Source organism: Enterococcus sp. AZ079, assembly GCF_050547255.1.
In the GTDB taxonomy this organism is placed as follows: Bacteria; Bacillota; Bacilli; order Lactobacillales; family Enterococcaceae; genus Enterococcus_D; species Enterococcus_D casseliflavus.
Genome location: NZ_CP172955.1, coordinates 2,628,117 through 2,650,679, shown reverse-complemented (window position 1 = coordinate 2,650,679; position 22,563 = coordinate 2,628,117). Strand labels below are relative to the sequence as shown.

General features: G+C 38.0%; 28 protein-coding genes and 3 pseudogenes. 25 read left to right on the top strand and 6 right to left on the bottom strand.

The genetic code is table 11. From position 1 onward, the window contains the following. Positions 1-126 precede the first annotated feature (126 nt). The 12 genes and pseudogenes from IGJ15_RS12635 (at position 127) to IGJ15_RS12580 (ending at position 10,289) form a co-directional block, all read left to right on the top strand. Entirely contained in the window at positions 127-720 is a 594-nt protein-coding gene (locus tag IGJ15_RS12635; RefSeq protein WP_060792975.1) for an HD domain-containing protein, read from the top strand. A gap of 206 nt (positions 721-926) precedes the next feature. Then, positions 927-1,268, top strand: a pseudogene (locus IGJ15_RS12630) (DNA topoisomerase); the annotation flags it as partial. 773 nt (positions 1,269-2,041) lie between these two features. Further along, positions 2,042-2,464, top strand: a complete 423-nt coding sequence (locus IGJ15_RS12625; RefSeq protein WP_002307506.1) for a cupin domain-containing protein — start codon at positions 2,042-2,044, stop codon at positions 2,462-2,464. A gap of 83 nt (positions 2,465-2,547) precedes the next feature. Next, positions 2,548-3,201, top strand: a complete 654-nt coding sequence (locus IGJ15_RS12620; protein ID WP_002307505.1) for an ABC transporter ATP-binding protein — start codon at positions 2,548-2,550, stop codon at positions 3,199-3,201. Further along, a complete protein-coding gene (locus IGJ15_RS12615) occupies positions 3,198-3,962 on the top strand; it encodes an ABC transporter permease (protein WP_002318452.1) in 765 nt (254 codons plus the stop codon). Before IGJ15_RS12620 ends, IGJ15_RS12615 begins: the two co-directional genes overlap by 4 nt. Positions 3,963-4,137: 175 nt before the next feature. After that, positions 4,138-4,344: pseudogene (locus tag IGJ15_RS12610) on the top strand (IS256 family transposase); the annotation flags it as partial. Between the two features lie 534 nt (positions 4,345-4,878). Beyond that, positions 4,879-5,451: a Dps family protein gene (locus tag IGJ15_RS12605; RefSeq protein ID WP_002292150.1), complete on the top strand. Its 573-nt coding sequence runs from the start codon at positions 4,879-4,881 to the stop codon at positions 5,449-5,451. A gap of 144 nt (positions 5,452-5,595) precedes the next feature. Next, entirely contained in the window at positions 5,596-6,300 is a 705-nt protein-coding gene (locus IGJ15_RS12600) for a Crp/Fnr family transcriptional regulator (protein WP_003125436.1), read from the top strand. A 228-nt stretch (positions 6,301-6,528) separates the two neighbouring features. Further along, positions 6,529-6,867 carry a hypothetical protein gene (locus tag IGJ15_RS12595; RefSeq protein ID WP_081116777.1) on the top strand — a complete coding sequence of 113 codons (339 nt, stop codon included), beginning with the start codon at positions 6,529-6,531 and terminating at the stop codon, positions 6,865-6,867. After that, positions 6,852-7,706 carry a prolipoprotein diacylglyceryl transferase gene (gene lgt, locus IGJ15_RS12590; RefSeq protein ID WP_142967592.1) on the top strand — a complete coding sequence of 285 codons (855 nt, stop codon included), beginning with the start codon at positions 6,852-6,854 and terminating at the stop codon, positions 7,704-7,706. Before IGJ15_RS12595 ends, lgt begins: the two co-directional genes overlap by 16 nt. 146 nt (positions 7,707-7,852) lie before the next feature. Further along, a complete protein-coding gene (locus IGJ15_RS12585) occupies positions 7,853-8,086 on the top strand; it encodes a heavy-metal-associated domain-containing protein (RefSeq protein ID WP_003125439.1) in 234 nt (77 codons plus the stop codon). Positions 8,087-8,405: 319 nt separating this feature from the next. Beyond that, entirely contained in the window at positions 8,406-10,289 is a 1,884-nt protein-coding gene (locus tag IGJ15_RS12580) for a heavy metal translocating P-type ATPase (protein WP_428211172.1), read from the top strand. 18 nt (positions 10,290-10,307) lie between these two features. Here IGJ15_RS12580 and IGJ15_RS12575 read toward each other — a convergent pair whose 3' ends face one another. After that, complete coding sequence (locus tag IGJ15_RS12575) at positions 10,308-10,988, bottom strand: IS6 family transposase (protein WP_002389568.1); 681 nt, start codon at positions 10,986-10,988, stop codon at positions 10,308-10,310. 279 nt (positions 10,989-11,267) lie between these two features. Between IGJ15_RS12575 and IGJ15_RS12570 the strand changes: the two genes are divergently transcribed. From IGJ15_RS12570 to IGJ15_RS12560, 3 genes are all read left to right on the top strand, one after another. Next, a protein-coding gene (locus tag IGJ15_RS12570) for an IS3 family transposase (protein WP_142429341.1) occupies positions 11,268-12,409 on the top strand; the annotation gives its coding sequence in 2 pieces (ribosomal slippage) (positions 11,268-11,496 and positions 11,496-12,409; 1,143 coding nt in all). Between the two features lie 1,025 nt (positions 12,410-13,434). After that, complete coding sequence (locus tag IGJ15_RS12565; RefSeq protein WP_154694664.1) at positions 13,435-13,869, top strand: hypothetical protein; 435 nt, start codon at positions 13,435-13,437, stop codon at positions 13,867-13,869. A 346-nt stretch (positions 13,870-14,215) separates the two neighbouring features. Then, complete coding sequence (locus tag IGJ15_RS12560; RefSeq protein ID WP_081132265.1) at positions 14,216-14,569, top strand: nucleotidyltransferase family protein; 354 nt, start codon at positions 14,216-14,218, stop codon at positions 14,567-14,569. 572 nt (positions 14,570-15,141) lie between these two features. Here IGJ15_RS12560 and IGJ15_RS12555 read toward each other — a convergent pair. Continuing rightward, positions 15,142-15,228 carry a type I toxin-antitoxin system Fst family toxin gene (locus tag IGJ15_RS12555; protein ID WP_115224856.1) on the bottom strand — a complete coding sequence of 29 codons (87 nt, stop codon included), beginning with the start codon at positions 15,226-15,228 and terminating at the stop codon, positions 15,142-15,144. A 121-nt stretch (positions 15,229-15,349) separates the two neighbouring features. Here IGJ15_RS12555 and IGJ15_RS12550 point away from each other — a divergent pair, with 121 nt between their 5' ends. From IGJ15_RS12550 to IGJ15_RS12540, 3 genes and pseudogenes are all read left to right on the top strand, one after another. Then, a complete protein-coding gene (locus IGJ15_RS12550) occupies positions 15,350-15,583 on the top strand; it encodes a hypothetical protein (protein ID WP_005237737.1) in 234 nt (77 codons plus the stop codon). A 133-nt stretch (positions 15,584-15,716) separates the two neighbouring features. Then, positions 15,717-16,272, top strand: a pseudogene (locus tag IGJ15_RS12545) (hypothetical protein). 26 nt (positions 16,273-16,298) lie between these two features. Next, positions 16,299-16,637 carry a hypothetical protein gene (locus IGJ15_RS12540; protein WP_154694663.1) on the top strand — a complete coding sequence of 113 codons (339 nt, stop codon included), beginning with the start codon at positions 16,299-16,301 and terminating at the stop codon, positions 16,635-16,637. A 115-nt stretch (positions 16,638-16,752) separates the two neighbouring features. On the opposite strand, the gene IGJ15_RS12535 is transcribed toward IGJ15_RS12540, so the two are convergent. Genes IGJ15_RS12535 through IGJ15_RS12525 form a run of 3 tightly spaced genes read right to left on the bottom strand, consistent with a single transcriptional unit; the run spans position 16,753 to position 17,897 of the window. Next, a complete protein-coding gene (locus IGJ15_RS12535; protein ID WP_010748115.1) occupies positions 16,753-16,929 on the bottom strand; it encodes a hypothetical protein in 177 nt (58 codons plus the stop codon). Positions 16,930-16,979: 50 nt separating this feature from the next. Beyond that, positions 16,980-17,429, bottom strand: a complete 450-nt coding sequence (locus IGJ15_RS12530) for a hypothetical protein (RefSeq protein ID WP_230209450.1) — start codon at positions 17,427-17,429, stop codon at positions 16,980-16,982. Positions 17,430-17,450: 21 nt separating this feature from the next. Then, positions 17,451-17,897: a hypothetical protein gene (locus IGJ15_RS12525; RefSeq protein ID WP_428215480.1), complete on the bottom strand. Its 447-nt coding sequence runs from the start codon at positions 17,895-17,897 to the stop codon at positions 17,451-17,453. A gap of 245 nt (positions 17,898-18,142) precedes the next feature. Here IGJ15_RS12525 and IGJ15_RS12520 point away from each other — a divergent pair, with 245 nt between their 5' ends. Next, positions 18,143-18,355, top strand: a complete 213-nt coding sequence (locus IGJ15_RS12520) for a ChbG/HpnK family deacetylase (protein WP_114148902.1) — start codon at positions 18,143-18,145, stop codon at positions 18,353-18,355. A gap of 112 nt (positions 18,356-18,467) precedes the next feature. Here the strand turns inward: IGJ15_RS12520 and IGJ15_RS12515 are convergent, their stop codons facing one another. Next, the gene (locus tag IGJ15_RS12515) at positions 18,468-18,659 is read right to left on the bottom strand and encodes a hypothetical protein (protein ID WP_230209474.1); all 192 of its coding nucleotides are present in this window, start codon (positions 18,657-18,659) and stop codon (positions 18,468-18,470) included. Between IGJ15_RS12515 and IGJ15_RS12510 the strand changes: the two genes are divergently transcribed. The 6 genes from IGJ15_RS12510 (at position 18,586) to ssb (ending at position 22,537) form a co-directional block, all read left to right on the top strand. Continuing rightward, positions 18,586-18,810 carry a CPBP family intramembrane glutamic endopeptidase gene (locus tag IGJ15_RS12510; protein WP_230209467.1) on the top strand — a complete coding sequence of 75 codons (225 nt, stop codon included), beginning with the start codon at positions 18,586-18,588 and terminating at the stop codon, positions 18,808-18,810. The genes IGJ15_RS12515 and IGJ15_RS12510 overlap by 74 nt on opposite strands. Positions 18,811-18,940: 130 nt before the next feature. Next, positions 18,941-19,216: a DUF2089 family protein gene (locus IGJ15_RS12505; RefSeq protein ID WP_010748118.1), complete on the top strand. Its 276-nt coding sequence runs from the start codon at positions 18,941-18,943 to the stop codon at positions 19,214-19,216. Then, positions 19,209-19,499, top strand: coding sequence for a hypothetical protein (locus IGJ15_RS12500; protein ID WP_010748119.1), 291 nt, complete (start codon positions 19,209-19,211; stop codon positions 19,497-19,499). The genes IGJ15_RS12505 and IGJ15_RS12500 overlap by 8 nt, the downstream gene beginning before the upstream one ends. Before the next feature lie 109 nt (positions 19,500-19,608). Then, positions 19,609-19,800, top strand: coding sequence for a hypothetical protein (locus IGJ15_RS12495; protein ID WP_010748120.1), 192 nt, complete (start codon positions 19,609-19,611; stop codon positions 19,798-19,800). A gap of 95 nt (positions 19,801-19,895) precedes the next feature. Beyond that, positions 19,896-22,076, top strand: a complete 2,181-nt coding sequence (locus IGJ15_RS12490; RefSeq protein ID WP_430599135.1) for a DNA topoisomerase 3 — start codon at positions 19,896-19,898, stop codon at positions 22,074-22,076. Continuing rightward, a complete protein-coding gene (gene ssb, locus IGJ15_RS12485; RefSeq protein WP_430599134.1) occupies positions 22,073-22,537 on the top strand; it encodes a single-stranded DNA-binding protein in 465 nt (154 codons plus the stop codon). The genes IGJ15_RS12490 and ssb overlap by 4 nt, the downstream gene beginning before the upstream one ends. The last annotated feature ends 26 nt before the right edge of the window (positions 22,538-22,563 follow it).

The following is a 22,563-nucleotide window of genomic DNA, read 5'->3' as shown; positions in this document are numbered from 1 at the left end:
TTTGTGCAGGAGTAATTGTTTTACCAAAAGAAAAGGCTGCAGTTTTTTTATGCAACTTTGGAGGCATTGTGGAAAAAAGCTGTCCCTTTGATATAAATTCATTCAACAAATAATTGGAGGTCACAGATGAATGCAATAGAAAAGAGGATCCAGTTTATTGTCGAAGCTGACAAGCTTAAAGCCATCCTTAGACAATCGACACTGATCTATGATAGAAACCAACGGGAAAATGATGCAGAGCACACCTGGCATTTGACATTATGTGCACTATTGCTTGCAGAACATGTCGCAACCGAAGGGCAAGTGGATTTGTTGCGAGTACTCAAAATGTTAATTATTCATGATATGGTAGAAATCGAAGCAGGTGATACCTATTGTTATGATGAAGCTGGGTACCTGGATAAAGTACAGCGAGAACGGGAAGCAGCTACAAGTTTATTTTCTACATTACCGAGAGAACAATATGATGAATTTATGGATTTGTGGGAAGAGTTTGAGGAGATGGCAACCGTAGAAGCAAAATATGCAGCGGCAATCGATAGGTTACAGCCTGTCTTGCAGATATACTACTGTGACGGGAATACCTGGTTAGAAAATAACATTGATGTTGAACGCGAATTAAAACGAAACGAGGTCATCAAAGAAATTATGCCAGAAGTTTGGGACTATGTTAGAAAACTTATAGATGATGCCGTAAATAAAGGTTGGCTGAAGCAATAAAGCAAAAATCAATAAGCTGCTAAACATGAGCCGAAGTAGAAGAGCATCATCAAAATGAACACCAAATGTACTAGAAGAGAAGGAATGGTTATGAGTATCGGGGAAGTAGGGTATATTTTTACAAAGTATTTTATCGTAACAGTGTCTATTCTTACATCAATATATACAAGATCGTCAAAAAGCATTTAGATGAAGCGGAAACAATCGTGATTGCGACCGACAGCGACCGAGAAGGTGAAGCAATCGCCCGCTTGATTATCAACCTTTCGGGAAATAGCCGGAAAACCATTAAACGTTTATGGATCAACTCGCTTGAAACTAGCGAAATCAAAAAAGGATTTCAAAATCTGAAGGACGGACAGGCGTTTTATTCCACTTACAAAGAAGCAGAAACCCGACAAATCGCTGATTGGCTGGTAGGAATCAATCTCACCCGTCTTTACACGCTTTATATGCAGAAAAACGGCATGAGAGGCGTGTTTAGCGTTGGACGCGTCCAAACCCCGACTTTGTTCTTGATTTACCAACGCAACGAAGAAATCAAACATGCATTGGCACTTAAACTCTTATTACTGGAGTTAAATTCATATGATTTTTAATCTGCAAAAAAGTTTATAGCACCGTCGCTTATACCAGAAAATATAACAAACGCCGCATTGTTTTTTTGTGCACTTTAATAATCTATTCAACTAAGGAATTAAGCTGGCTGTCAAGAGAGTAATATCGTATTGAATCTCAGGTGGAAATTTTCTGCGGTATCTTTTTTGACTGAAATGACATTAGTGTTTTTTGGGGATTGTGTATGTAAGTATTTTTTAAAATCATTTTAACAAGTTTTGGACAAAAATTCTCATGAAAAAACAGAATTTAAATAGCATGATAAATTAGAGAAGATAGTTTAATGTGCTTATAGGAACACCCCACTTTTACAGTCACAATCAATAACCTTGCTACTTTCTTTCGAAATTGATAAGAGTCTAAAGGATTGACAACGCTTGATAGTGAGCATAAACTTAATATACGCTAGTTAGTTTACAAGTGCAAACTAAAAAAGTATGATGTGTCGTCTCTGAAATTCTCCCTGATTCAAGTCATAACCAGAGTACATATCGGTTATTTTTTGATTCCATATTTTTTCCTTTATGTGCTGAGGATTAAGGGGTACCAATTGTAATTGCGCGTTATATGGTCTTTGTTTAGAATCGCTCTCCAAAAAGCCAATTTTTTGCATAGAATTTTAGATGTGGTACCATTAATTAGAATTATTATAAATAAGAAGTAGGTATCATTGTTTTAGTAAAAAGACTAGGAGGAATGGAAGATGGAAATAGACTACAAGGATCATGGGAAGAAGCCGTATATCATTAATATTGAAGACGCCACCACAGGAAATGATAATTACCGGACGACCATTTGGACAGGCAGTAAACTGCAAGTCACCGTAATGTCCATTCAACCGGGCGATGACATCGGTTTGGAAGTGCACGAAGGCATTGACCAATTTATCCGTATTGAAGAAGGAGAAGGCGTGTGTAAAATGGGGCCTTCTAAAGATAACTTACATGTTCAACAAAAAGTGATGGATGATGACGCCGTATTTGTTCCGGCGGACATGTGGCACAACATCGAAAACACCGGTGATAAGCCGCTCAGACTGTATACCATTTATGCTGGTCCAGATCACCTTGAAGGAACGGTTCACCCTACTCATGAAGACGCCAAAAACGATCCAAACGAACACTGAGGTACACTAGGATGAAACAAAAGCCCTGCACCCGTATGGATGGTCCACTGGTGCAGGGCTTTTTTATAAAGGAGAGAAGTGGTATGAGTGATTCATTGTTTCAATTAGAGAAGGTTGGTTTTCAGGCAAACGGAAACCAAATCCTTCAAGATATCTCTTTTACAGTAAACAAAGGGGAAGTGATTGTTTTTTCTGGTCCTTCTGGAAGTGGAAAAAGTACCCTTTTGAAATTAATTGGTACGCTGCTTTCCCCAACTTCCGGAAAAATTTATTATCGAGGTACGGATCTGCAAAAAATCGATCCTGTGGAGTATAGAAAAGAAGTCTCTTATTTCTTTCAAAACGCTTCTCTATTCGATGAGACAGTTCAAGAGAACTTGTCTTTTCCTGCCCGCATAAGAGAAGAAGGATTTGATCGGGAACGTGCAAAAAAATTGTTAGAACGAGTTCAAATACCTGAAACTTACTTATCGAAAGAGGTCAAGGAACTATCAGGAGGGGAAAAACAACGGGTTGCATTGGTCCGAAATTTGATGTATCAACCGAAAGTGTTGCTCCTGGATGAAGTTACCAGTTCATTGGACCAAGAAAACAGAGCGATTGTCCTTGATTTAGTCCGAGACATGATGAAAGACCAACAAACTACGGTGTTGGCCGTCACTCACAACCAGGAAGAAATCGACCAAGCTTCTCGTCTGATTACTATCAAAGGTGGAAAAATGGAGGAATCGAAATGACAAACAATTTGGAAATCAGTAATCTTTCTTTGCTTTTATCCTCTGTCCTCTTGATAGTTGCCTTGTTGATTGATTACAAAGAGAAATTGGGATTAGGAAACGACATTTTTATTGCGGGAATTCGCGCTGTCGTTCAATTATTCCTTATTGGATATGTATTGAGCTACGTATTACGAGTGGATAACAACTTTCTCACTTTAGCGATGGTTTTGTTCATTGTGTTCAACGCTTCTTATAACGCCCATACACGCAGTGAGGGGATCAACCGCTCTTTTAAAATTTCAACGACGGCTATTGGAGTAGGAACAGCCTTGTCCTTACTCATTCTTGTTTTTTCAGGAGTCATTGACTGGTCCCCTTCCCAAATCGTTCCAATTACAGGCATGATTGCCAGCAACGCCATGACTGCGATTGGAGTGACCTATCGGTCTTTGAATTCAAAATTTACGGACCAACGCCAACAGGTATTGGAAAAATTGGCATTGGGAGCCAATAAAAAACAAGCGTCCATGAGTATTGTAAGAGAAAGCGTCAAAACGGGCATGGCTCCTTCTATTGACCGAACAAAAACGGTTGGACTTGTCAGCCTACCAGGTATGATGTCAGGGTTGATTTTTGCGGGAATTGATCCTGTTCAAGCGATTCGTTACCAAATTGTTGTGATGTTTATGTTGATTTCAGTTACTGCGATTTCTTCGTTTATTGCTAGTTATATGGCTTACCGTGAGTTTTATAACAATCGCAGTCAATTAATTATATGATTTGGGATGATACACTACTCTTAAAACCAGTGGTTACAATTTTATGTAGTTAAAAGAAGACCTCACGAGAATAATTGCAAAAAGAACTTCATTTTTTAAGGAAGAAGGATATTTTTGTCATCGAATCTTTGGAACGACTAGGGCGAAACTATGATGAAATTTTTTATATAGTGCAGCAACTGGATTGATTGAATCCTTTAATAAGCAAATCAAGAAATACAGCCACCGCAAGGAACAGTTCCAAAATGAAGAGTCGATGGAACGTTTCTTAGTCTCGTCTTTTGATACTCACAACCAAAAATTCCTAGGTCGCAGTCATAAAGGTTTCCAACAGGCCGAAGGCGAGCTCGAACAAATGCTGAGTCAACCGATGGAGAATTAGAAACAATCTACAGTAGGAAAGAACCATTTACACAAAATTATTGACGCTCCCAAGCTAAAACTCCTATTAATCGATCTACTAAAAATAAATAAAAAATTCTTTTCAATTTTTATTTATGGTATGACATAAATAAAGTAAAGTTATTCTTCTAGGTTAATCTTATTAATACTCTTTCTCACTAGTGTTGCATGCAACACTAGTGAGAAAGAGCATTAAATATACTGCAAGGCAAGACATTTGGTAATTGAAGAATAACAAGCAAAAAAATAGCAGTCAGGTCTCTTGACAAAGTATAGTTGCTATTCTTTTTTTAGGCCCTACTTTAATGAAATTTTTGTTTGGAGGGAACGACTTCATTCCTTTGATTATTTCAGTTGAATTTAATAGAGAAGCCTGGCGTCTATTAAGAAATACTTTTCTTGATGAGCGTCAATTTTTTTAACGGAAATCTATCCTATACTAAATTCAGTAAAGAAAAAGGAGGAATCAAAGAAAGCTATTTTAAACAAACCAAAATTATAGGAGGAATAAATCATGACTGAAAATAAAGCTACTCAAGAAAGAACACCCCAAGAAAGATTGCAAGAAGAACAAGAACACAAGGAACATGTTCATCATACGAAAATTAATGCAGCGGCCATTGCGGATCATCTTTTAGGCAACATGCATACATTACATGTGAAACTGCACCAATATCACTGGTATGTAAAAGGAGCCAATTTCTTTACGTTGCATGAAAAATTTGAAGAGTTGTATAACGAAAATGAAAAATGGTTCGACAAACTTGCGGAGCGTCTAATTACTTCTGGGCATAAACCTGCTTCGACAACTGTTGAATTTGAAAAATATTCGATGCTTTCGGAAGATGCAGTTAATAAATACGCTAAAGCAGAAGACATGGTTGAAAATATTATCGAGGACTTCAGAAGCACTCGTGACCTAACTATTCGCGCGATTCGTTTAGCTCAAGACGAGGGTGACGATGCTTTAGAAGATACATTGATTGCTTTTAAAAATGACTTAGACAAGAACATTTGGATGCTGCAAGCGTTCATTGGTAAAGAAGCATTAGAAGATGATGACGCTCTTGATGAGGATGAAGATTAAGGTAAAAGTAGAAGCTGATTTAGGGATTGGAATTCTTTCCAGTCCTTTTTCCATTTTCTTGATGTGCATCAATTTTTTTGTAGTAAGAGACTTATATAATAAAAGCAGCGAATATAAACAAAATAAATAAAGGGGGAGAATGAATTGACTAAACATACCCATCATGAAATTGGCGACCACGCAGCCTGTATCCGCTTGGTTCCAATATTCAATCACTTAGAGGATAGCGCGATGAATTACATTGCTGAAAAAGCCCACACGAAACAGTATCAAAAAGGAGAGTTTCTGTTTCGTTCACAAGAAAAAGAGGATACTTTATATATTATCAATCGTGGGAAAATCCGTATTTATCGATTGGCAGACTCTGGCAAAGAGCAGCTAGTGCGGATCTTGAACCCTGGTGATTTCACCGGAGAATGGACCTTGTTCAACCCGGATGCAGTACACGAGGAATATGCCGAAGCAACCCGAGATACCGTTGTCTGTATGATTCAGCAAAAAGATGTCCAAGATTTTCTGGAACAATACCCAGCTATTTCTTTAAAACTATTGGCGGAAATGTCTAAACGGTTAGAAAGTTCAGAACGTCAAACGACACAAGTAGCCTTGGAGAGTGTCATTACCCGTTTAGTTTTGTTTTTGGCAGAAAATGTGGAACCTGAAATGGGCAACTCTCCCACCATCACCCTGCCGATGGAAAAAAAGGACATTGCTTCCTATTTAGGAACGACACCTGAGACCATCAGTCGCAAATTTGGAGAATTGGAGGACGAGGGATTGATTCAACAGCTGTCTGGGAAAAGGATCAAGATTCAGGATTTAGATGATTTATTGCTTTACAGCGAATAATCGGACACACTTTTTTCTACACATTGGTGTTCTGTCGCTCTTCATTAACAACGGGACAGAACTCAGTGCTTTTGCTTCCATCTGTCCGTTTTTGGCTTTTTTAAGACAGAACGACCTTCATTCATTGGAAAAATAAAAGCACAAACATGATAACCCTCAAGTTTTTTTGTTTTATTTTTGTTTAAGATAGGGTTGTCGAACAAAACGTAAAAATAAGTAGGGGTGAATGTGCATTATTTTTGGGTGATAGTTGCCATCACGTTGTCAGCAGCGGGTGCATTCTTTGTCGTCCCTTTCACCAAGAACACGATTGGCGGCGAAGCAAAAACGTCTAACGTTGTTGAGGCAGATAGGTTAGCTATGGAAAAAGAAGAGGAAGTTGTAAAAGGAGCCGGCGTAATCGGACACGGAAAAGTGGCGTATTACGAAGCGAGTGACCAGGGAGATAAAAGTGTATTCACTGTTTGGTTTCCATGGAGCTTAGCCGGAATCTTGTTCAGCATCACCATGACTAGAATGACGCGAAAAGTTGAAGAAATGGAGCAAATAGAATGGAATTCGTATTAGGCGTTTTGAATCCCCATGCGGTGGAGATTGGTTCTGTTGTGATTCATTGGTATGGAGTCATTATTGCAGCGGGCATATTAGCGGCTCTCCAGTTGAGCACCAAGGAAGCAAAGAAAAAAGGACTGGAAGAGGATACCATTATCGATATGGCCTTATGGGCAATTCCGATTGGACTCCTCGGCGCTCGGCTTTATTATGTGTTATTTGAACTTGGTTATTATCTGCAAAATCCAGGACAAATCCTTGCGATTTGGAATGGCGGCATTGCGATTTATGGGGGATTGATTGCAGGAGGGGGTACGCTATATTGGTATGCAAAGAAAAAAGGTACTTCTTTGGCACTCGTTCTTGATATTTTAGCGCCCAATGTATTGTTAGCCCAGTCCATTGGGCGTTGGGGAAATTTTATGAATCAGGAAGCTCATGGTGGACCGGTTACTCGTCAATTCTTGGAAAATCTTTATTTACCTGAATTTATCATTGAACAAATGAATATCAATGGTACCTACTACCATCCGACTTTTTTATACGAGTCATTGTGGAGTTTGTTGGGCTTTGTCCTCATCGTCACTATACGGAACCGAAAACAGCTTTTGCGTCAAGGAGAAGTCGCTTTGAGTTACGTTTTGTGGTACTCAGTGGGTCGGTTCTTCATTGAAGGTATGCGAACGGACAATTTATGGATTGGCGAGTGGATCCGCGTTTCGCAAGCCTTGTCTCTGGCCCTGTTTATTGGCGCGATTGTAGTATGGTTTATACGCAGACAAGACTATCCACCAATTTATTATTATTCTGATGGCAATAAGGGGCAGAAAAAGACTATTAAGATGGTGAATTGAGCAAAAAGATAAAAAGAAGTGCAAAACTTGATATGCGTCAATTTTCGTTTGCTAAAAGTGAGCTATACTACAGTTGTAAAGAGGAAAAGGCAGTGTTCATTAATCTGCTGCGGATAAAATAAAAACACATAAAGGAGATAGGAATTATGGAAAAAGCTATATTGCAATTAGAAACGTTGTCTTGTCCAAGTTGTATGCAAAAAATTGAAGGTGCCTTGAAATCAGTTAACGGTATTGATAAAGACAGCATTAAAGTATTATTCAACTCCAGCAAAGTCAAAACCAATTTTGATTCAGCTGTCACTTCGATTGAAGAGATTCAAAAAGCTATCGAAAACGTAGGCTATCCGGTCCTTAAAGCAAAAGTCAAGGCCGCTTAACAGATTAAATGAACTAGGCAATTCTGGAAGAAAAGCTATTTTTCCGGGATTGCTTTTTTGTTGCAATCCGATTCGAGGTGCTTAGAAACGATAAAAGAGAACTTTCTAAACTTGATAGCCGTAAATTTTTATTCGATAAAAAGAGGGTATCGTTATAACTGTAAAGAGGAATAAGTGTCATTGAGGCTGTTAGATCAAAAAAATAGTGAGAAGGGACACGTATTTTTTCAAAACTTGATGTCAGTCAATTAATTACTTAGGCAATTATCTTATACTGTGTTTATCAATAAAAGAGAAATTAAATTTGGAGGGAAAAAGCATGCAACAATATATATTAAGCAAGAAAAATGTTATCACCGTCATCAGTGGATTGTTAATCGCACTCGGTTTCTTCAGTCACTTTGATTTAGAAAACGTAGGACTTTCAGAGTGGTCTTTGATCATCGCCTCTGTCTTTGGGATTACGCCAATTGCCATTCAAGCGTTTCAAGCAATGAAAGTCAAAGTCATCAGTATTGATGTCTTAGTCAGTATTGCAGCGATTGGTGCGCTTTTTATTCAAAATTATGAAGAATCGGCTATTGTCACGTTCTTATTCTTATTCGGACACTACTTGGAACAACGAACATTGAACCAAACGCGATCTGCTATCAAAGAATTGACTGAAATGGCACCCGAAAGCGCCTTGAAACAAATGGATAATGGCGAATTTGAAGAAGTAGAAGTGGATGATGTAGATGAAGGGGATATCTTGCTCGTTAAAACGGGTGCGAAAGTTCCAGTGGATGGCACAGTCCTTACGGGCGAAGGGCATATCAATGAAGCTAGCATTACAGGGGAAGCTGTTCCGGTCAACAAGCTAGCTGATGCAGAAGTTTTTGCAGGAACCATTTTAGAAAACGGAACGATTCAAATCAGAGCTGACCGAGTTGGTGAGGACACCACATTTGGAAAAATTATTGAACTCGTGGAAGAAGCACAAGATTCTAAATCCGAAGCGGAACGGTTCATTGATCGCTTTTCTAAATACTACACACCAGCTGTCTTGGTTCTGGCAATTGTTGTATGGGCGTTCAGTCAAAATATTGAGTTAGCAATCACCATCTTGGTTCTAGGTTGCCCAGGCGCATTAGTTATCGGAGTGCCTGTCTCAAACGTTGCCGGTATCGGGAATGGTGCTCGTAACGGTGTTCTTTTAAAAGGGAGTGAAGTCATTCAAGACTTCAGCAATGTGGATACAATTGTATTTGATAAGACAGGTACTTTAACTGTCGGAAACCCAACCGTTGCAGCGACTGAACTGTATGAAAAAGATTCTGCTGAAACGCTTGGCTATCTGGCCAGTGTGGAACGGGAATCAGATCATCCATTAGCAAAAGCGGTCTTAAATCAAATTGGAGAAACAAATTTTTATCCTGTTGAAGGAACTGAAGTCGTGAAAGGCGGCGGAATCGTTTCAAGTGTAGCTGGACATAGAGTGGCTGTTGGGAATGTGGCCTTGATGGAAAAAGAAAATGTCACTCTCAGCAAAAAAGTGCAAAAAGATGTCAAACGGTTTGAACAACAAGGGAACTCTCTCGTTTTGACAGCGGTCGACGGTGAATTAAAAGTACTGATGGGCATTCGCGATCAAGTCCGTCCGGGTGTGAAAGCTAATTTGCAGGAATTAAAAGACTTGGGCGTGAAAAATCTAGTCGTTCTTTCAGGAGATAACCAAGGAACCGTTGATGTGGTCGCCGGCGAACTTGGTTTGACCGAAGCTCACGGCCACATGTTGCCGGAAGACAAATCGGCTTATATCGGAAAACTTCAACAACGTGGTCAAATTGTAGCCTTTGTTGGAGATGGCGTTAACGATAGTCCGTCCTTAGCTTTAGCAGACATTGGAATCGCAATGGGAAGCGGAACGGACGTAGCGATTGAAACATCCGATGTCGTTTTAATGAACTCGAACTTCAGCAACTTGCCTCACGCATTAGGATTAGTAAAAGCCACCGCAAATAATATGAAACAAAATATCGTGATTTCAATTGGAGTAGTGTTGGTCTTGTTGACCAGCGTCTTCTTCAGCGAATGGATGAATATGTCTATCGGAATGTTGGTTCATGAAGGTAGTATCTTGGTGGTAATTTTCAATGGCATGAGATTAATGAAGTATAAGTTGAAAGGTTCTGTTGCAAAGTTCCAAAATGAACAATACTAGTCTAACACTAGCTATAGTTTATGCAGGTATTCCTAATAATATCTTCATTTCCGTGCAGACTGAAAACCCGAAGAGAGTGCCTTCTTTTCGGTTCTTCTTATATAATCCTCGAATGGCTTCCATGCCTTTAATCGTGGTTGAGGCTGTTCGTAAGCTTCGATAAAATTTGTTTCGTCTCTTGATGGGACGATGATCTTGTTCAATGAGGTTATTTAGATATTTCACCGTGCGATGTTCTGTTCGCTGGTAAAACCCGTGTGCCTGTAATTTTTTGAAGGCACTGGCAATAGAGGGAGCTTTATCGGTCACCAGAACCCTTGGTTCATCGAACTGTTTAACTAATCTCTTGAGAAAGGCGTAAGCTGCTTGTGTATCTCGCTTTTTCCGTAACCATATATCCAGAGTGAGACCATCTGCATCAATGGCGCGATAAAGATAATGCCATTTTCCTTTGATTTTAATATAGGTCTCGTCCATTTTCCACGAATAAATGGACTGTTTGTTTTTCCTCTTCCAAATGTTGTAAAGTAGTTTCCCATATTCCTGTACCCAACGATAGACAGTGGTGTGAGACACGTTAATACCACGGTTGTACAGAATTTCTTGGACGTCACGATAACTCAGGTTGTACCGAAGATAGTAGCCTACAGCGACAATAATCACATCTTTCTGAAATTGTTTGCCTTTAAAATGGTTCATCTTCGTTACTCCTCCTAGTTCCTATTAAACTCAGTTTACCCTATAATGGATCTGAGGGGAAACTTTGCAACAGAACCATTAAAAGTGTCTTTAACGTTGAAGTTGATCCATTTTCAAAATGTATTGCTATTTTATTTATAGTTGTTACAGTATATCTCTTAGTTTTTAATTATAGCGATTTACTTGACGCATATAATGTGTATGAATAATCTGATGTTAGGATGATTTCATGGACACGATTTGGTAGAATCTAACTACTAAGAAAAGGACGTGTCCACGATGGCAAAAGCCAATAAAAAATTTGATGAAGACTTTAAGAAGACGATCTTAGATTTAAACCAGTCTGGCCAATCGGTCGAGGAACTGGCAGAGCAATATGGTATCGCTACACAAACGATTTATCGTTGGAAGAAGCTTCATACAAAGAATGAAGCAACCGGCATGACTGAGGCAGAAATCCTAGCAATGAAAAAGGAAATGGCCCGCATGCAGGAGGAAAACACCATCCTAAAAAAGGCTTTAACCATATTCGCTCAAAAGTAAAAATGAGTGATGTCTTCGAATTTATTCAATCAAATGTTCATGATCATGACGTAAAACAAATGTGTACCGTTTTGGAAGCACCGAAATCCAGCTACTATGACTGGAAGAAAAAGAAGCCTTCCAAGCGCCAATCAGAAAACAAACGCTTAAACCGCTTGATTTCAGGAATCTACTTTGAAAACAAGGGGATCTATGGTGCGCCCAAAATTCATAAGATTCTTGTTGGCCGTGGCGAGAGCTTGTCCCTAAAGAAAGTACAAATACTGATGAGAAAATTAGGCTTGCGTTCAGTCACCCTCAAGAAGTACAAGCCTGGCAAACAAGTGAAAGTTAAAAGTGAAGGACGTAAAAACTTGTTAAACCAAGATTTTACCACTACGTCGATCAATCAAAAATGGGTGACAGATATTACCTATATTCATACCCTAAAAGATGGCTGGACCTACCTCTCCACTATCCAAGACCTCCACACAAAGAAAGTCATCGGTTGGAAGTTTGGCAAGCAGATGACGAAAGAATTGGTTATCGAAACCCTTGACCATGCGCTCTTACACCAAACACCCTCCGAGAACTTAATCATCCACTCAGATTTGGGTTCTCAGTACACTAGCGAAGCCTATGAGGCAAAGCTGAATGAATTGAACATTCGGCACTCCTTCAGTCGTAAGGGCTGTCCCTACGATAATGCCGGCATCGAATCGTTTCACGCCTCACTCAAAAAAGAAGAAGTCTATCCATCAAAAGCGTATGAAAACTTTGAAGCTGCTCATTTAGCGTTATTTCAATACATTGAAGGATTTTACAATCGCAAGCGAATCCATAGTAGTATCAACTATTTAACACCAAATCAGATGGAGGAGTTGGCATTGCAAGCTTAGTTCCTAGCTACCACCTACATTTTTTTTGCGAGATTTCCACAGGGCTTCAACTTCATCGCTTCGATCAGCGGTCAAACGGTTTTGGTTTGACGGCTGGTCGAAACGATGAGATACTCACCCGCTGGAATCTCGAAAAAATTCTCACAAATCGTGTCCGAGGTATTGACTCAAATCCAATCATTAAAATTTAAATTATAATATCGGTTAACATAAAAAAAGTTCCAAAATGAGTTTCTCAAAGGAAGGATAAAAATTGTTGATCAAAATGCTACCACTTTTAATACTCATAGGGTTTTATATTTTTATTAGTATTAAGATAAGAAATGCGAATGATATTAGCAAAACGACTAAATATGTTTTCTACTTTTTTATTGTTTTGGGAGGGGGAATCCTCCTTTATATTGCATTTGTTTTCTTATTTTTTGGTATAAATTTTTGAGGATGGAGGAGATGTAATAGTTATGAAGAAGACACTTGTTTTCTTTAAAATACATTTATAATACTAGTATCTAATCCAGCAAATTTGACAGTGGATAAATTAATATCTAGCGATTATGAACTATCTCAATTTATAATAGATTCGTTAGAGAAGAAGAATCTATGTGTTGTCAGTGATTGAAATCAGGATATATATTTGGTTTTAAAAAATGATCTTGTTAACCAAGATCGAGATTTATTAATACAATAGGTGAGGCGGTAAATAGAAGTAAAGAAGAGAATAAACTTCACTATACTAATAATTTAGACTATCTAGAATATCATATGGAAAACAATATGGACTAGGGAATAAATGAGATAAATCCTATTGATCATTTAGATAAAGCTCGTAAAATGCATGACGGTTGTTACAAATAGAGGGGGATAATAAAATATGAAGATTTATATAAAGTATTTAGCGCAACCAAAACCCACTAACATTATGTGCACCGTTGTTTCTGAATATTTTAATTGCTTATATTTATTATACTTAAGAAGTAGCAAAATATACGACTAAAAAATAAACAGACTGAAAGAAGTGAAAACAAATGACAAAGGAACGGCTACAAATTTATATTGATCCTGAACACAGAGAAGCATTAGAAGAATTAAAAGAATTGTTAGCACTGGAAGATTCAGCAACAGATAGTGCCTTAATTCGCTATATTATTTTGGAATTGTATCGATTAAAGACAAAAGAAAATATCCAAATGCGGGGACTTTTAAACCGTTTGGATGAACTTTTAATTTATTCAAATAGTTTTGCGGAAACGATGGACGTCGATATTTTTGATCTCGAGAATTCTGAAAAATACAAAGAAGTAAAGACACAACAAAGAGGAAAATGGGCGAATAGTCGGCGAAAAAAAGCAAAAAATAAATCACAAAAAAGACCCGTTAATAATCAAAAAGAAAAAGCAAAAGAAGAAAAAATAAAATCAGAATCGCTCACTTACAATGCTCTGATTGCGAAGTATTTGTAAAAATTTGTCTTTCAAAAAGGATGATCGATGGTGGTACCTAGAGACTACTTTTCGTAAAAACGACTACTTGAGTAGTCTCTGAACAACTCCCTGACAACTGCTAAAAACTATGCTGTGGTATCACATTCATTTTCTTCAAAACGCAATAGGCACAGCCTATTTTCCCACTTTCAACATGAGAGTGGTGCGTTTACCTTATGCTCTTTCCCTTTTTTGATCTAAAAGAAGCAATCGATTTACCAGTTCCTTCCCTTTTTTATCAATATTTTTTCCTAAACGCTGAGTATTAATTGTCGCTTTTCATTTTTATTTTAATATTCAAATTGAAGACAAGGAGTTCGGTTATTTGATTTATACAATTAGTGACATTCAAAAATTATGTACACCAATATTTTTAGAATGGGAAATAAAAAAAGCTTTTTTGTTTGGATCATACGCTCGAAACGAAGCAACAGAAACCAGTGATTTAGATATTTTAATCGACGGTGAAGGGTCTTTGCTCCACAATATATTTGATGTGATTCGGTTAAAAAGTAAATTAAGTAGCGCATTAAAAAAAGAGATCGACCTTATTACACTACGTGCAATCAACTCAGAAACAAACAAAAAAAGAAACCCACTTCTCAAAGAAAATATAGAAGCAGATTGTGTAATGATTTATGATTTTAAAACGAGCGACTCATTTAAAGTAAAGGGTTGAAGCGCAGATACCATTGATCAATTTTTACAAAACTTTTGATTAGCTAGAGAGAAAAAACTTTGCAAAATAGTTTACTTTCGTTATGATAAAAAAGAGAAATGGCGTACAGCGTTTGCTGTGCAGACGCTGTAGGATTTTTGCGCTAGCAAAAAATCCTTGTAGCCTTTCTGGGTCACTTCAGCTTGCTGTGCGAGCTGAAGTGACCGTGACCCCCATTTACTAATAGGGGGGTTAGGAAACGACTTCCTACATGTAACGAGGTCAGAAAAACCTTAGTGCTGCAAGTGATTGAGCAATTTTAAAGTTGGTTACATTTTTGACCGATAAAAGTTGAGAATGTAACCAACTTTTTTAGACAGAAAATCGCAAATAGTTTCAATGTGAAAAAACGATCGGTACTGATTGCTGCATTTTGATTTTTTCCAAATTTCTTGCTATAATAAATGTGCGAAGCGATATTAAAGAACAAGCATGTTTACACCAAAAAGCCCTCCTACTGCGAATAGGAGGGCTTTTTTTGCGCTGTTGCGACTCCAGCGTTGGGGCCAGAAGGCAACTGCTTCGACTATCGGCTAATCGTCTAGCCAGCGATCAACTAGTAAGAGTACTAGACCCACGAATAGTGGAGCGATAATCAGCGATATTAAAGTTTCCAGCATATTTACACCCCCTCACGGGGCAGTTGCCATTAACGAGTATAACATGAACAATTCAAGTGATCAGTTGTTTCTTTATTTTCTATTGCCTTTATAATAATCCATAAAAAGAGGAGTTGATCTTGTGCACGGTGAAGAGGATTCTCGGCTAACCTATGAACTTTCCCGCTACTTGACCAATACAGAATGGGATCGAATCGAGCGAACCAAAAAAATTTATGAAAGGATCAAGAGTGAGGAAGAACTGAACCGACTCAGTAAATCCACAAAAATCCCTTTCGACCATTTACTGCTGATCATGCAAGGTGAGATCATAGCGGACGACTATACACTAAAATTACTAGAAGAAAACATGTAGTTTTCTTACTGCATGTTCCTCTACTTTGATTGCTGCATTCAATCGGTTTCGCTTGGCAAAGCGAATTCATGTATACTAAAAGAAAAACAAACGAGGTGGCACCCTTGTGACAACGGACAGATAACCAAAACAAATGTTGACAGTAAAAGAACTTGCTGAACTTTTTGGTATCAGCAGACAAGCTATGAGGAAACATGCTGACAACCTAGAACCAACGTACCTTGCCAAAAACAGCCAAGGGTATAAGACAGTTCTGTGGTCGGGAGTGTTGCACCTTGCTGACAAGCTTGGACGTGGCTAGGACGTGCTGAGTTGCTTGAAGCGTTCGAAATTCCTGACGTAGCAAGCTCTGACAGTATAGAAACGAAGTTGTTTGCACAGTTGCAACAAAAGGACGCACAAATTGATCAGCTACAGTCGTTATTAGCCCAACAACAAAAACTTCTTGATCAGCAACAACAACTAACTTTGCAAGCGAACAAACAAATACTGTTTCTGACGTCGCAGGAACACTTCTCAGAAGATTTAAACAAAGAATGCAACAAATGGATACCAAAAATTTTAAAACGTCTCAAAGTGGTTATGAGACCCCCTCAGAACATAAGGGGAAATTTACTCCTGAAAATGAAGTCGTGCGACTGAAACAAGAAGGACAGAAGAAGTGGTGGCACTTTTTCCGTGAAACCTAAGATAGCGTTGAAAGGATGAATTGTGTATGTCGTTTTCAGCTTATGTTGACAGCTATCCTGTGACTGCGTATATCGTAGGTCACCTTGGTTTATCAGTGGGTGATTTTTGTCGACAGTATGAATTCGATCCCACAATCGTCACGGGGTGGCGAACAGCGAATCGTTCCGTTTTCTCCTTGCCTGCTGACTTTGTGGAATGCCTGGCTATTACGTCCGACAAAACAGCGGATCAAGTTCGCTACATTTTACGCTTGTTAGAAAAGCAACATTTCGCTTATCTTGCAACGAGTCCAGTTTGGAACATAACACCGTTCCAACTCGTCCCCCCGATTTCTTCACAAAAGACCCAAAGAGAAGAAGCTTGATTTACCGACGTTTTAGGCTCCCAACATAGCTAGACCAATTGAAAATCACAAAGAACGCCCCTCAATCCCTTGATTGACGGGCGTCTTTTGTTAACTAATATTTAAACTAACTGAGTTAATCCAAAAGTGTTATTGTTGCGATTGCTGTTTTCAATATGATTAAGTGCTTTTTTGTTGTTTCAACTTCTACTCTCATAGAATCTTCAAAAATATTTATTACTGTACCTCTAATATTTTCTATTTTATCGTTTAAAAATAGAATGTCTACTTGGGAGCCTAATAATACTTTCATTTCTAAATACCTCTTATTTCCTTTCAAGAATCACTTTTTTAGATGGCATATTACCATGTATTATAAACTCGAATATGATCCAGAACTTCCTCTGTCGTGCTTACTTGCTTGATATAAATTGCATACCCACTTACCCATTCATAACCATTTCGAACATTTAAAGCCTTATAGCGCTTATTATAATAGTCCCCAACTGCTGCTCCTGTAGCAATTTTATGCTTTCTATAAGCTGCAGATAGAACATCCACTCTGTAAGCACGTGTGCGATTAAAAACTGGTATAGGATCTTCAACAGTATATTTATATACAGATCCAACTTCTTCTGTCGAGTAACCATATTCTTCTAAAATCGAGCTAATTGTTGCTAAGTCTTCAACTTTTTCTAAAACTACCGTTTCGTTGTCAATAGTAGCAACCTTCGTTTCTGAAGCTTCAACATTTTTAGAAAACAATACGCCCAAAGACAAAACTACTCCCAATAAAAACAAATATTTCTTCATGCACAACACTTCAAACTATTGCTAATTTTGATTGATTTGATTCCACTTATCTTTCGCATTAGTAAAAACATATTTAACAACTTTTATATCTTCACTAGAAACTGTTTTTCCAGTTGTTTCGTCTATAACGTTAAAACTCGAATCCATGTATACCGTTTCACTGATATTTCCGCTTTTTGTCCATGTCACTTGAAAATCATTGTCATTTCCATCGTAATCAACTAATACGCCATTTTCATAATCTGTAGCTGTAATAGGAAGACTGGCTGGCACTTCGAATATATTTTCAGTATTAAGTTCAACAACAGAATACCCAATATCATTTTCATTGGTAGTATACGTTCTCCCAGTTTTTTCCCATGTTGAAACTTGGGAATACAAATCAGAGAGTTTATTGTTTTGAACTGTAGCAAGTCCTGTAACTCCCCCACTCAATACCACAAAAAACAAAATAACTACAATCACCATTTTTTTGAGCACTTCATATTTTTCTTATCTTCTCCTTTCTTTCGAATTTCTTACTCGAACATTTAATATTTTGAAAAGTTTAAATATTGTGAAAATTATATCGAATCAATATATTTATATCAAATAAATTTATCGAACAAGCAAGTGGACTATAAATCCGTCCACTTACTTGTTCTTGTTAAGGATACATCGGAATGGGACTATCTGAAGTGGTTTCCAATGACTGAAGCCAGTCAAATTCTTCGCTGATTGAGGTAAATGGACTCTTCCCTCCCAGATTTGGACTGCCAGGGGGGCAAATCGATCAAGCTGAAGTGATAAAAGAGTTTGATGCCCAACTGGACTATTTAACTAGGATCGGCTTAACTATAAGCTACTTTGATACGCATATGCTGCTCGAACTGTATTATCCGGAATTAATCCCGATTTTACGTGAGTGGACGAATCAAAAAGGCTGATTAATCATCTTGACTGGTACGATCTGAGACAAGACCTAGTACCTCACAGCGTTCCTACTGTAGAGACCGGTTTAAAGCTTTGGATAGATTGGCTGAGTGAACGAACGGAAGACTATCGGTTTACGTTGATGCATCCAATGCTGCCTAGACTTCCAGAAGCAAGACACGGAATTTCCATTTCTGCCGCAACGTTCTCTATTGTAATGGCACCGATCATTGAAGAATACTTGATGCGGGTCAAACTGTTGCCTTTTTTGATTCGACGTACGAACTTGCCAGCTGCAGTCTTTTTTTCTAGTTTCATTTTTTCTGTTTTAAATGGGCAAGTTTTTCTATTGCCCTATTTTTTAAACAGCCTTGTCTATTCCTGGGTTGCTCTCAAAACGAAAAAAGCTTATGGTTCTATGATCGTTCATAGTTCTTATAATTTTATTGCTCTGATACCTGGTGCATAGGAAGCATAAAGAAACTTGATCTTTTGAAAAAAACTCTTCAATATTTTCAAATAATTATAATATATATTGCGTAAAAACTTTAATAATGTTAAAATTTAATAAATAATGTTAATGTTAAAGGAGTGGTCAAGTGGATTGGTTCTTTCATTTAGAATATGAGGAACAAGAATTTATCAAACGGTTTTTATTGTCTTCTGGTTCTTTAAAGCAACTTGCTAAGGAATATAAGGTTAGCTATCCTACCGTTCGTTTAAGATTGGATCGTTTAATCGATAAAATAAAAATTGTTGATGCTATTAAAGATTCGTTTGAAATAGAGGTAATGAATATGGTAATAAATGAGAAAATTACTTTGGATGCAGCAAAAATAATTATAGAAAAACATAAGGAGAGTTTGAATGAATAATTTTTGGGAGATACTTTTTATTGTCGCAATCATTGGGTTCCAATCTTTCGCCGGTTATTTAGGTAATAAATATTTAGGAGCTATTCTGCCTATTGTGTTTAGCTTAATTGTCATATATCTATTTGTAACAGGTAAATTGACGGTTTCATTTAGAGATATTTTAATGCCTTTCGTTGGCTTGTTTGCTTTATTAGGTATATATGAAAGTGCGGATCAATCTAAAAAAGCTAAAATTAAGAAGGAAATGGAAAAAATGAAAGCGAAAGATCATATTAGTCAATAATCTATCGAATCTACTAATGATGAAACGAATGATTGATAAAATCATTCAGGTAATAGGTATTAGCCGTTGCCATATTTTTGAAACAGTTATGCCTATAAGGAGGACTCTTATGGATCAACCAAAAAGAATAGAATTATCTGAAATGTACGAAGCGTTCAAACAGTATAAATTAGGAGAGTTGAGAATTGCTATGGAAAATGCCACTGACAAAGAAGAACAGTCTTTCTACAAGAATCTATATACTCATAGACTAGCAAGTAATCAACAAAAAATAATCGACAATGAAACCTTTACGATTTAGCCACTTATCATGAAATAGAAGTGTTGATAGGATAGATGGATTGATATCTATCCTATTTTTATTTGAGAAGAAAAATAATGAATGGGGTGGAATTAATGACTACCGTGATATTAGCAGAAAAACCAAGTCAAGCAGCTTCCTATGCTGGTGCTTTAAAGCATAGCGTGAAAAAGGATGGCTTTTTTGAGATCCAAGATCCAATTTTTTCAGATGAGACCTTTATCACCTTTGGCTTCGGCCATTTGGTCGAATTAGCAGAACCAGGACATTATGATGAAAAATGGAAGAATTGGGCATTGGATGCATTGCCTATCTTTCCGCAACAATACGATTTTCAGGTCGCAGCTGATAAGAAAAAACAATTTAAGATCGTTTCCGGACTGTTAAAGAAAGCTGATACGATCATAATTGCAACAGATAGTGATCGAGAGGGGGAAAATATCGCCTGGTCGATCATTCATGAATCAGGCGCTTTTTCTACTAAAAAAACATACAAACGTTTATGGATCAATAGTCTTGAAAAAGATGTGATTCGTAGTGGGTTTCAAAACTTAAAGCCAGGAATGGACTATTATCCTTTTTATCAAGAAGCACAGACACGGCAAATTGCCGACTGGCTCATTGGCATGAACGGGAGTATGCTATACACGTTGAATCTTCGTTCAAAAGGAGCAAATGGAACGTTCTCTCTTGGACGAGTACAAACACCAACGCTTTACATGATCTATCAACGCCAACAAATGATCGAGCATTTTAAAAAAGAACCATTTTATGAAATCGAATCATTGATCAAGGCAACGAATGGCTCGTTCAAAGCCCTATTAAGCCCGTCACAACGTTTTTCTACTAAAGAGGAACTACTTTCCTTTGTTTCTTCTAAGGGCGCTGCAATCGGCACACAACCAGGAACGATCAAAGATCTTCAAACAAAAATGAAGAAAACGAATAGTCCCAATTTATTCTCATTGAGCAGTCTGCAGTCAAAAATCAATCAGCTGTACAAAGCAACAGCCAGTCAGACGTTGAAAGCCATGCAAGGACTGTATGAAGCAAAATTGTTGAGCTATCCAAGAACAGATACACCATTTATTACAGACAGTGAATTTCAATACTTAAAAGCGAATTACGACAGTTATGCCCGTTTTTTATCCATAGATGAACCCATGGCACAAGATCAGCCAAGAAAGCGATATGTCGATGGAAGTAAGGTGCAAGAGCATTACGCCATTATTCCAACGAAGCAAGTCGCAAGTGAGTCAGCCTTTAATAAATTAGATGATCTACAAAAGAAAATCTATCTGCTCGTCATGAAAACAACGATCGCCATGTTTTTACCAGATTACACTTATGAAGAAACCGTAATAGAAACCATGGTGTCAACTCTCTGTTTTAAAGCGACGGGAAAAGTGCCAAAAGTCGAGGGATGGAAGATCTTATTCAAAGCCGATACCAACAAGGAGAACGAAGAGAGCCAAACATTACCAGTTGTGATGATCGGTGAAGCGATTCAAGCGGAGGTAAAAAGCGTGCAGAAAGAGACGCAGCCGCCGAAACCATTTACTGAAGGCACGTTGCTTACAGCAATGAAAACGGCTAATAAGACCGTAGATGATGAACAAGCAATCAAGATCCTTCAGGAAGTCGAAGGAATCGGTACAGAAGCGACACGTGCGAGCATTATTGAAACACTGAAGCAAAAAGAATATATCAAAGTAGAAAAAAATAAATTGATCGTTACCGAAAAAGGAAAATTACTGTGCCAGGCAGTCGAAAGCCAGCACTTATTGACGAGTGCTGAAATGACGGCAAAATGGGAAACGTACTTAAAGAAAATCGGGAAAAAAGAAGGGAATCAAGAGACCTTTATTGCCAATATCAAGAAGTTTATCGTGCATTTGATCGAACACGTACCAGATGATGTTCAGAAGTTGAATTTCCACACCTACCAAGCGGAAGTCAAAAAAGAAGCTGATAAGCAGACGATCGGTAAATGTCCGAAATGTGGCGGAAATGTGGTGTTGAAAAAGTCTTTCTACGGTTGTTCGAATTATCCTAACTGTACGTTTACGTTATCTGATCAGTTCCGGAAGAAAAAATTGACGAAAACCAATCTGAAGGATTTGTTAGTCGGGAAAGAAACCGTGGTTTCAGGAATCAAAAAGGCAGACAAGACGACCTATCATGCAAAAATCAAGTTGAGCGATACGGGACAGATCACTTTTGTATCATTTGTCAATGCGCCAAAAAAAGCAAAGAAAGTAGGGAATAAAGCATGATCAATAACGTCGTATTAGTAGGAAGATCAACGAGAGATCCAGAATTAAAATTTACACCGAACGGTGCTGCAGTGGCCACGTTCACTTTGGCCGTGAATCGAAATTTTACCAATCAAAGCGGTCAAAGAGAAGCTGACTTCATCAATTGTGTCATTTGGCGCAAACCAGCCGAAACCCTTGCCAATTACGCAAAGAAAGGGACGCTTCTCGGCGTGACTGGACGTATTCAGACAAGATCTTACGATAACCCACAAGGACAGCGAGTGTACGTCACAGAAGTCGTGGCAGAGACGTTTCAATTAATGGAATCAAAAGATGTGTCTGAGCAGCGTTCGAATGAATCCAACGAAACAGCTGAAAAAAGCAAACCAACACCGCCGCCGCTACCTAAACAAGAAACGGATCCATTTGCACAAAGCAGCTCGGCAATCGATTTACCAGATGATGATTTACCATTTTGAGAAACAAAGACTTGGGATCTTTTTCC

What these genes read in the sequence shown, in the direction of transcription:
- IGJ15_RS12635 (WP_060792975.1), top strand. Translation starts at nt 127, where the DNA reads ATGAATGCAATAGAAAAGAGGATCCAGTTTATTGTCGAAGCTGACAAG.
- IGJ15_RS12625 (WP_002307506.1), top strand. Translation starts at nt 2,042, where the DNA reads ATGGAAATAGACTACAAGGATCATGGGAAGAAGCCGTATATCATTAAT.
- IGJ15_RS12620 (WP_002307505.1), top strand. Translation starts at nt 2,548, where the DNA reads ATGAGTGATTCATTGTTTCAATTAGAGAAGGTTGGTTTTCAGGCAAAC.
- IGJ15_RS12615 (WP_002318452.1), top strand. Translation starts at nt 3,198, where the DNA reads ATGACAAACAATTTGGAAATCAGTAATCTTTCTTTGCTTTTATCCTCT.
- IGJ15_RS12605 (WP_002292150.1), top strand. Translation starts at nt 4,879, where the DNA reads ATGACTGAAAATAAAGCTACTCAAGAAAGAACACCCCAAGAAAGATTG.
- lgt (WP_142967592.1), top strand. Translation starts at nt 6,852, where the DNA reads ATGGAATTCGTATTAGGCGTTTTGAATCCCCATGCGGTGGAGATTGGT.
- IGJ15_RS12585 (WP_003125439.1), top strand. Translation starts at nt 7,853, where the DNA reads ATGGAAAAAGCTATATTGCAATTAGAAACGTTGTCTTGTCCAAGTTGT.
- IGJ15_RS12580 (WP_428211172.1), top strand. Translation starts at nt 8,406, where the DNA reads ATGCAACAATATATATTAAGCAAGAAAAATGTTATCACCGTCATCAGT.
- IGJ15_RS12575 (WP_002389568.1), bottom strand. Translation starts at nt 10,988, where the DNA reads ATGAACCATTTTAAAGGCAAACAATTTCAGAAAGATGTGATTATTGTC.
- IGJ15_RS12565 (WP_154694664.1), top strand. Translation starts at nt 13,435, where the DNA reads ATGACAAAGGAACGGCTACAAATTTATATTGATCCTGAACACAGAGAA.
- IGJ15_RS12555 (WP_115224856.1), bottom strand. Translation starts at nt 15,228, where the DNA reads ATGCTGGAAACTTTAATATCGCTGATTATCGCTCCACTATTCGTGGGT.
- IGJ15_RS12540 (WP_154694663.1), top strand. Translation starts at nt 16,299, where the DNA reads ATGTCGTTTTCAGCTTATGTTGACAGCTATCCTGTGACTGCGTATATC.
- IGJ15_RS12535 (WP_010748115.1), bottom strand. Translation starts at nt 16,929, where the DNA reads ATGAAAGTATTATTAGGCTCCCAAGTAGACATTCTATTTTTAAACGAT.
- IGJ15_RS12530 (WP_230209450.1), bottom strand. Translation starts at nt 17,429, where the DNA reads ATGAAGAAATATTTGTTTTTATTGGGAGTAGTTTTGTCTTTGGGCGTA.
- IGJ15_RS12525 (WP_428215480.1), bottom strand. Translation starts at nt 17,897, where the DNA reads ATGGTGATTGTAGTTATTTTGTTTTTTGTGGTATTGAGTGGGGGAGTT.
- IGJ15_RS12510 (WP_230209467.1), top strand. Translation starts at nt 18,586, where the DNA reads ATGCGGGTCAAACTGTTGCCTTTTTTGATTCGACGTACGAACTTGCCA.
- IGJ15_RS12515 (WP_230209474.1), bottom strand. Translation starts at nt 18,659, where the DNA reads ATGAAACTAGAAAAAAAGACTGCAGCTGGCAAGTTCGTACGTCGAATC.
- IGJ15_RS12500 (WP_010748119.1), top strand. Translation starts at nt 19,209, where the DNA reads ATGAATAATTTTTGGGAGATACTTTTTATTGTCGCAATCATTGGGTTC.
- IGJ15_RS12495 (WP_010748120.1), top strand. Translation starts at nt 19,609, where the DNA reads ATGGATCAACCAAAAAGAATAGAATTATCTGAAATGTACGAAGCGTTC.
- IGJ15_RS12490 (WP_430599135.1), top strand. Translation starts at nt 19,896, where the DNA reads ATGACTACCGTGATATTAGCAGAAAAACCAAGTCAAGCAGCTTCCTAT.
- ssb (WP_430599134.1), top strand. Translation starts at nt 22,073, where the DNA reads ATGATCAATAACGTCGTATTAGTAGGAAGATCAACGAGAGATCCAGAA.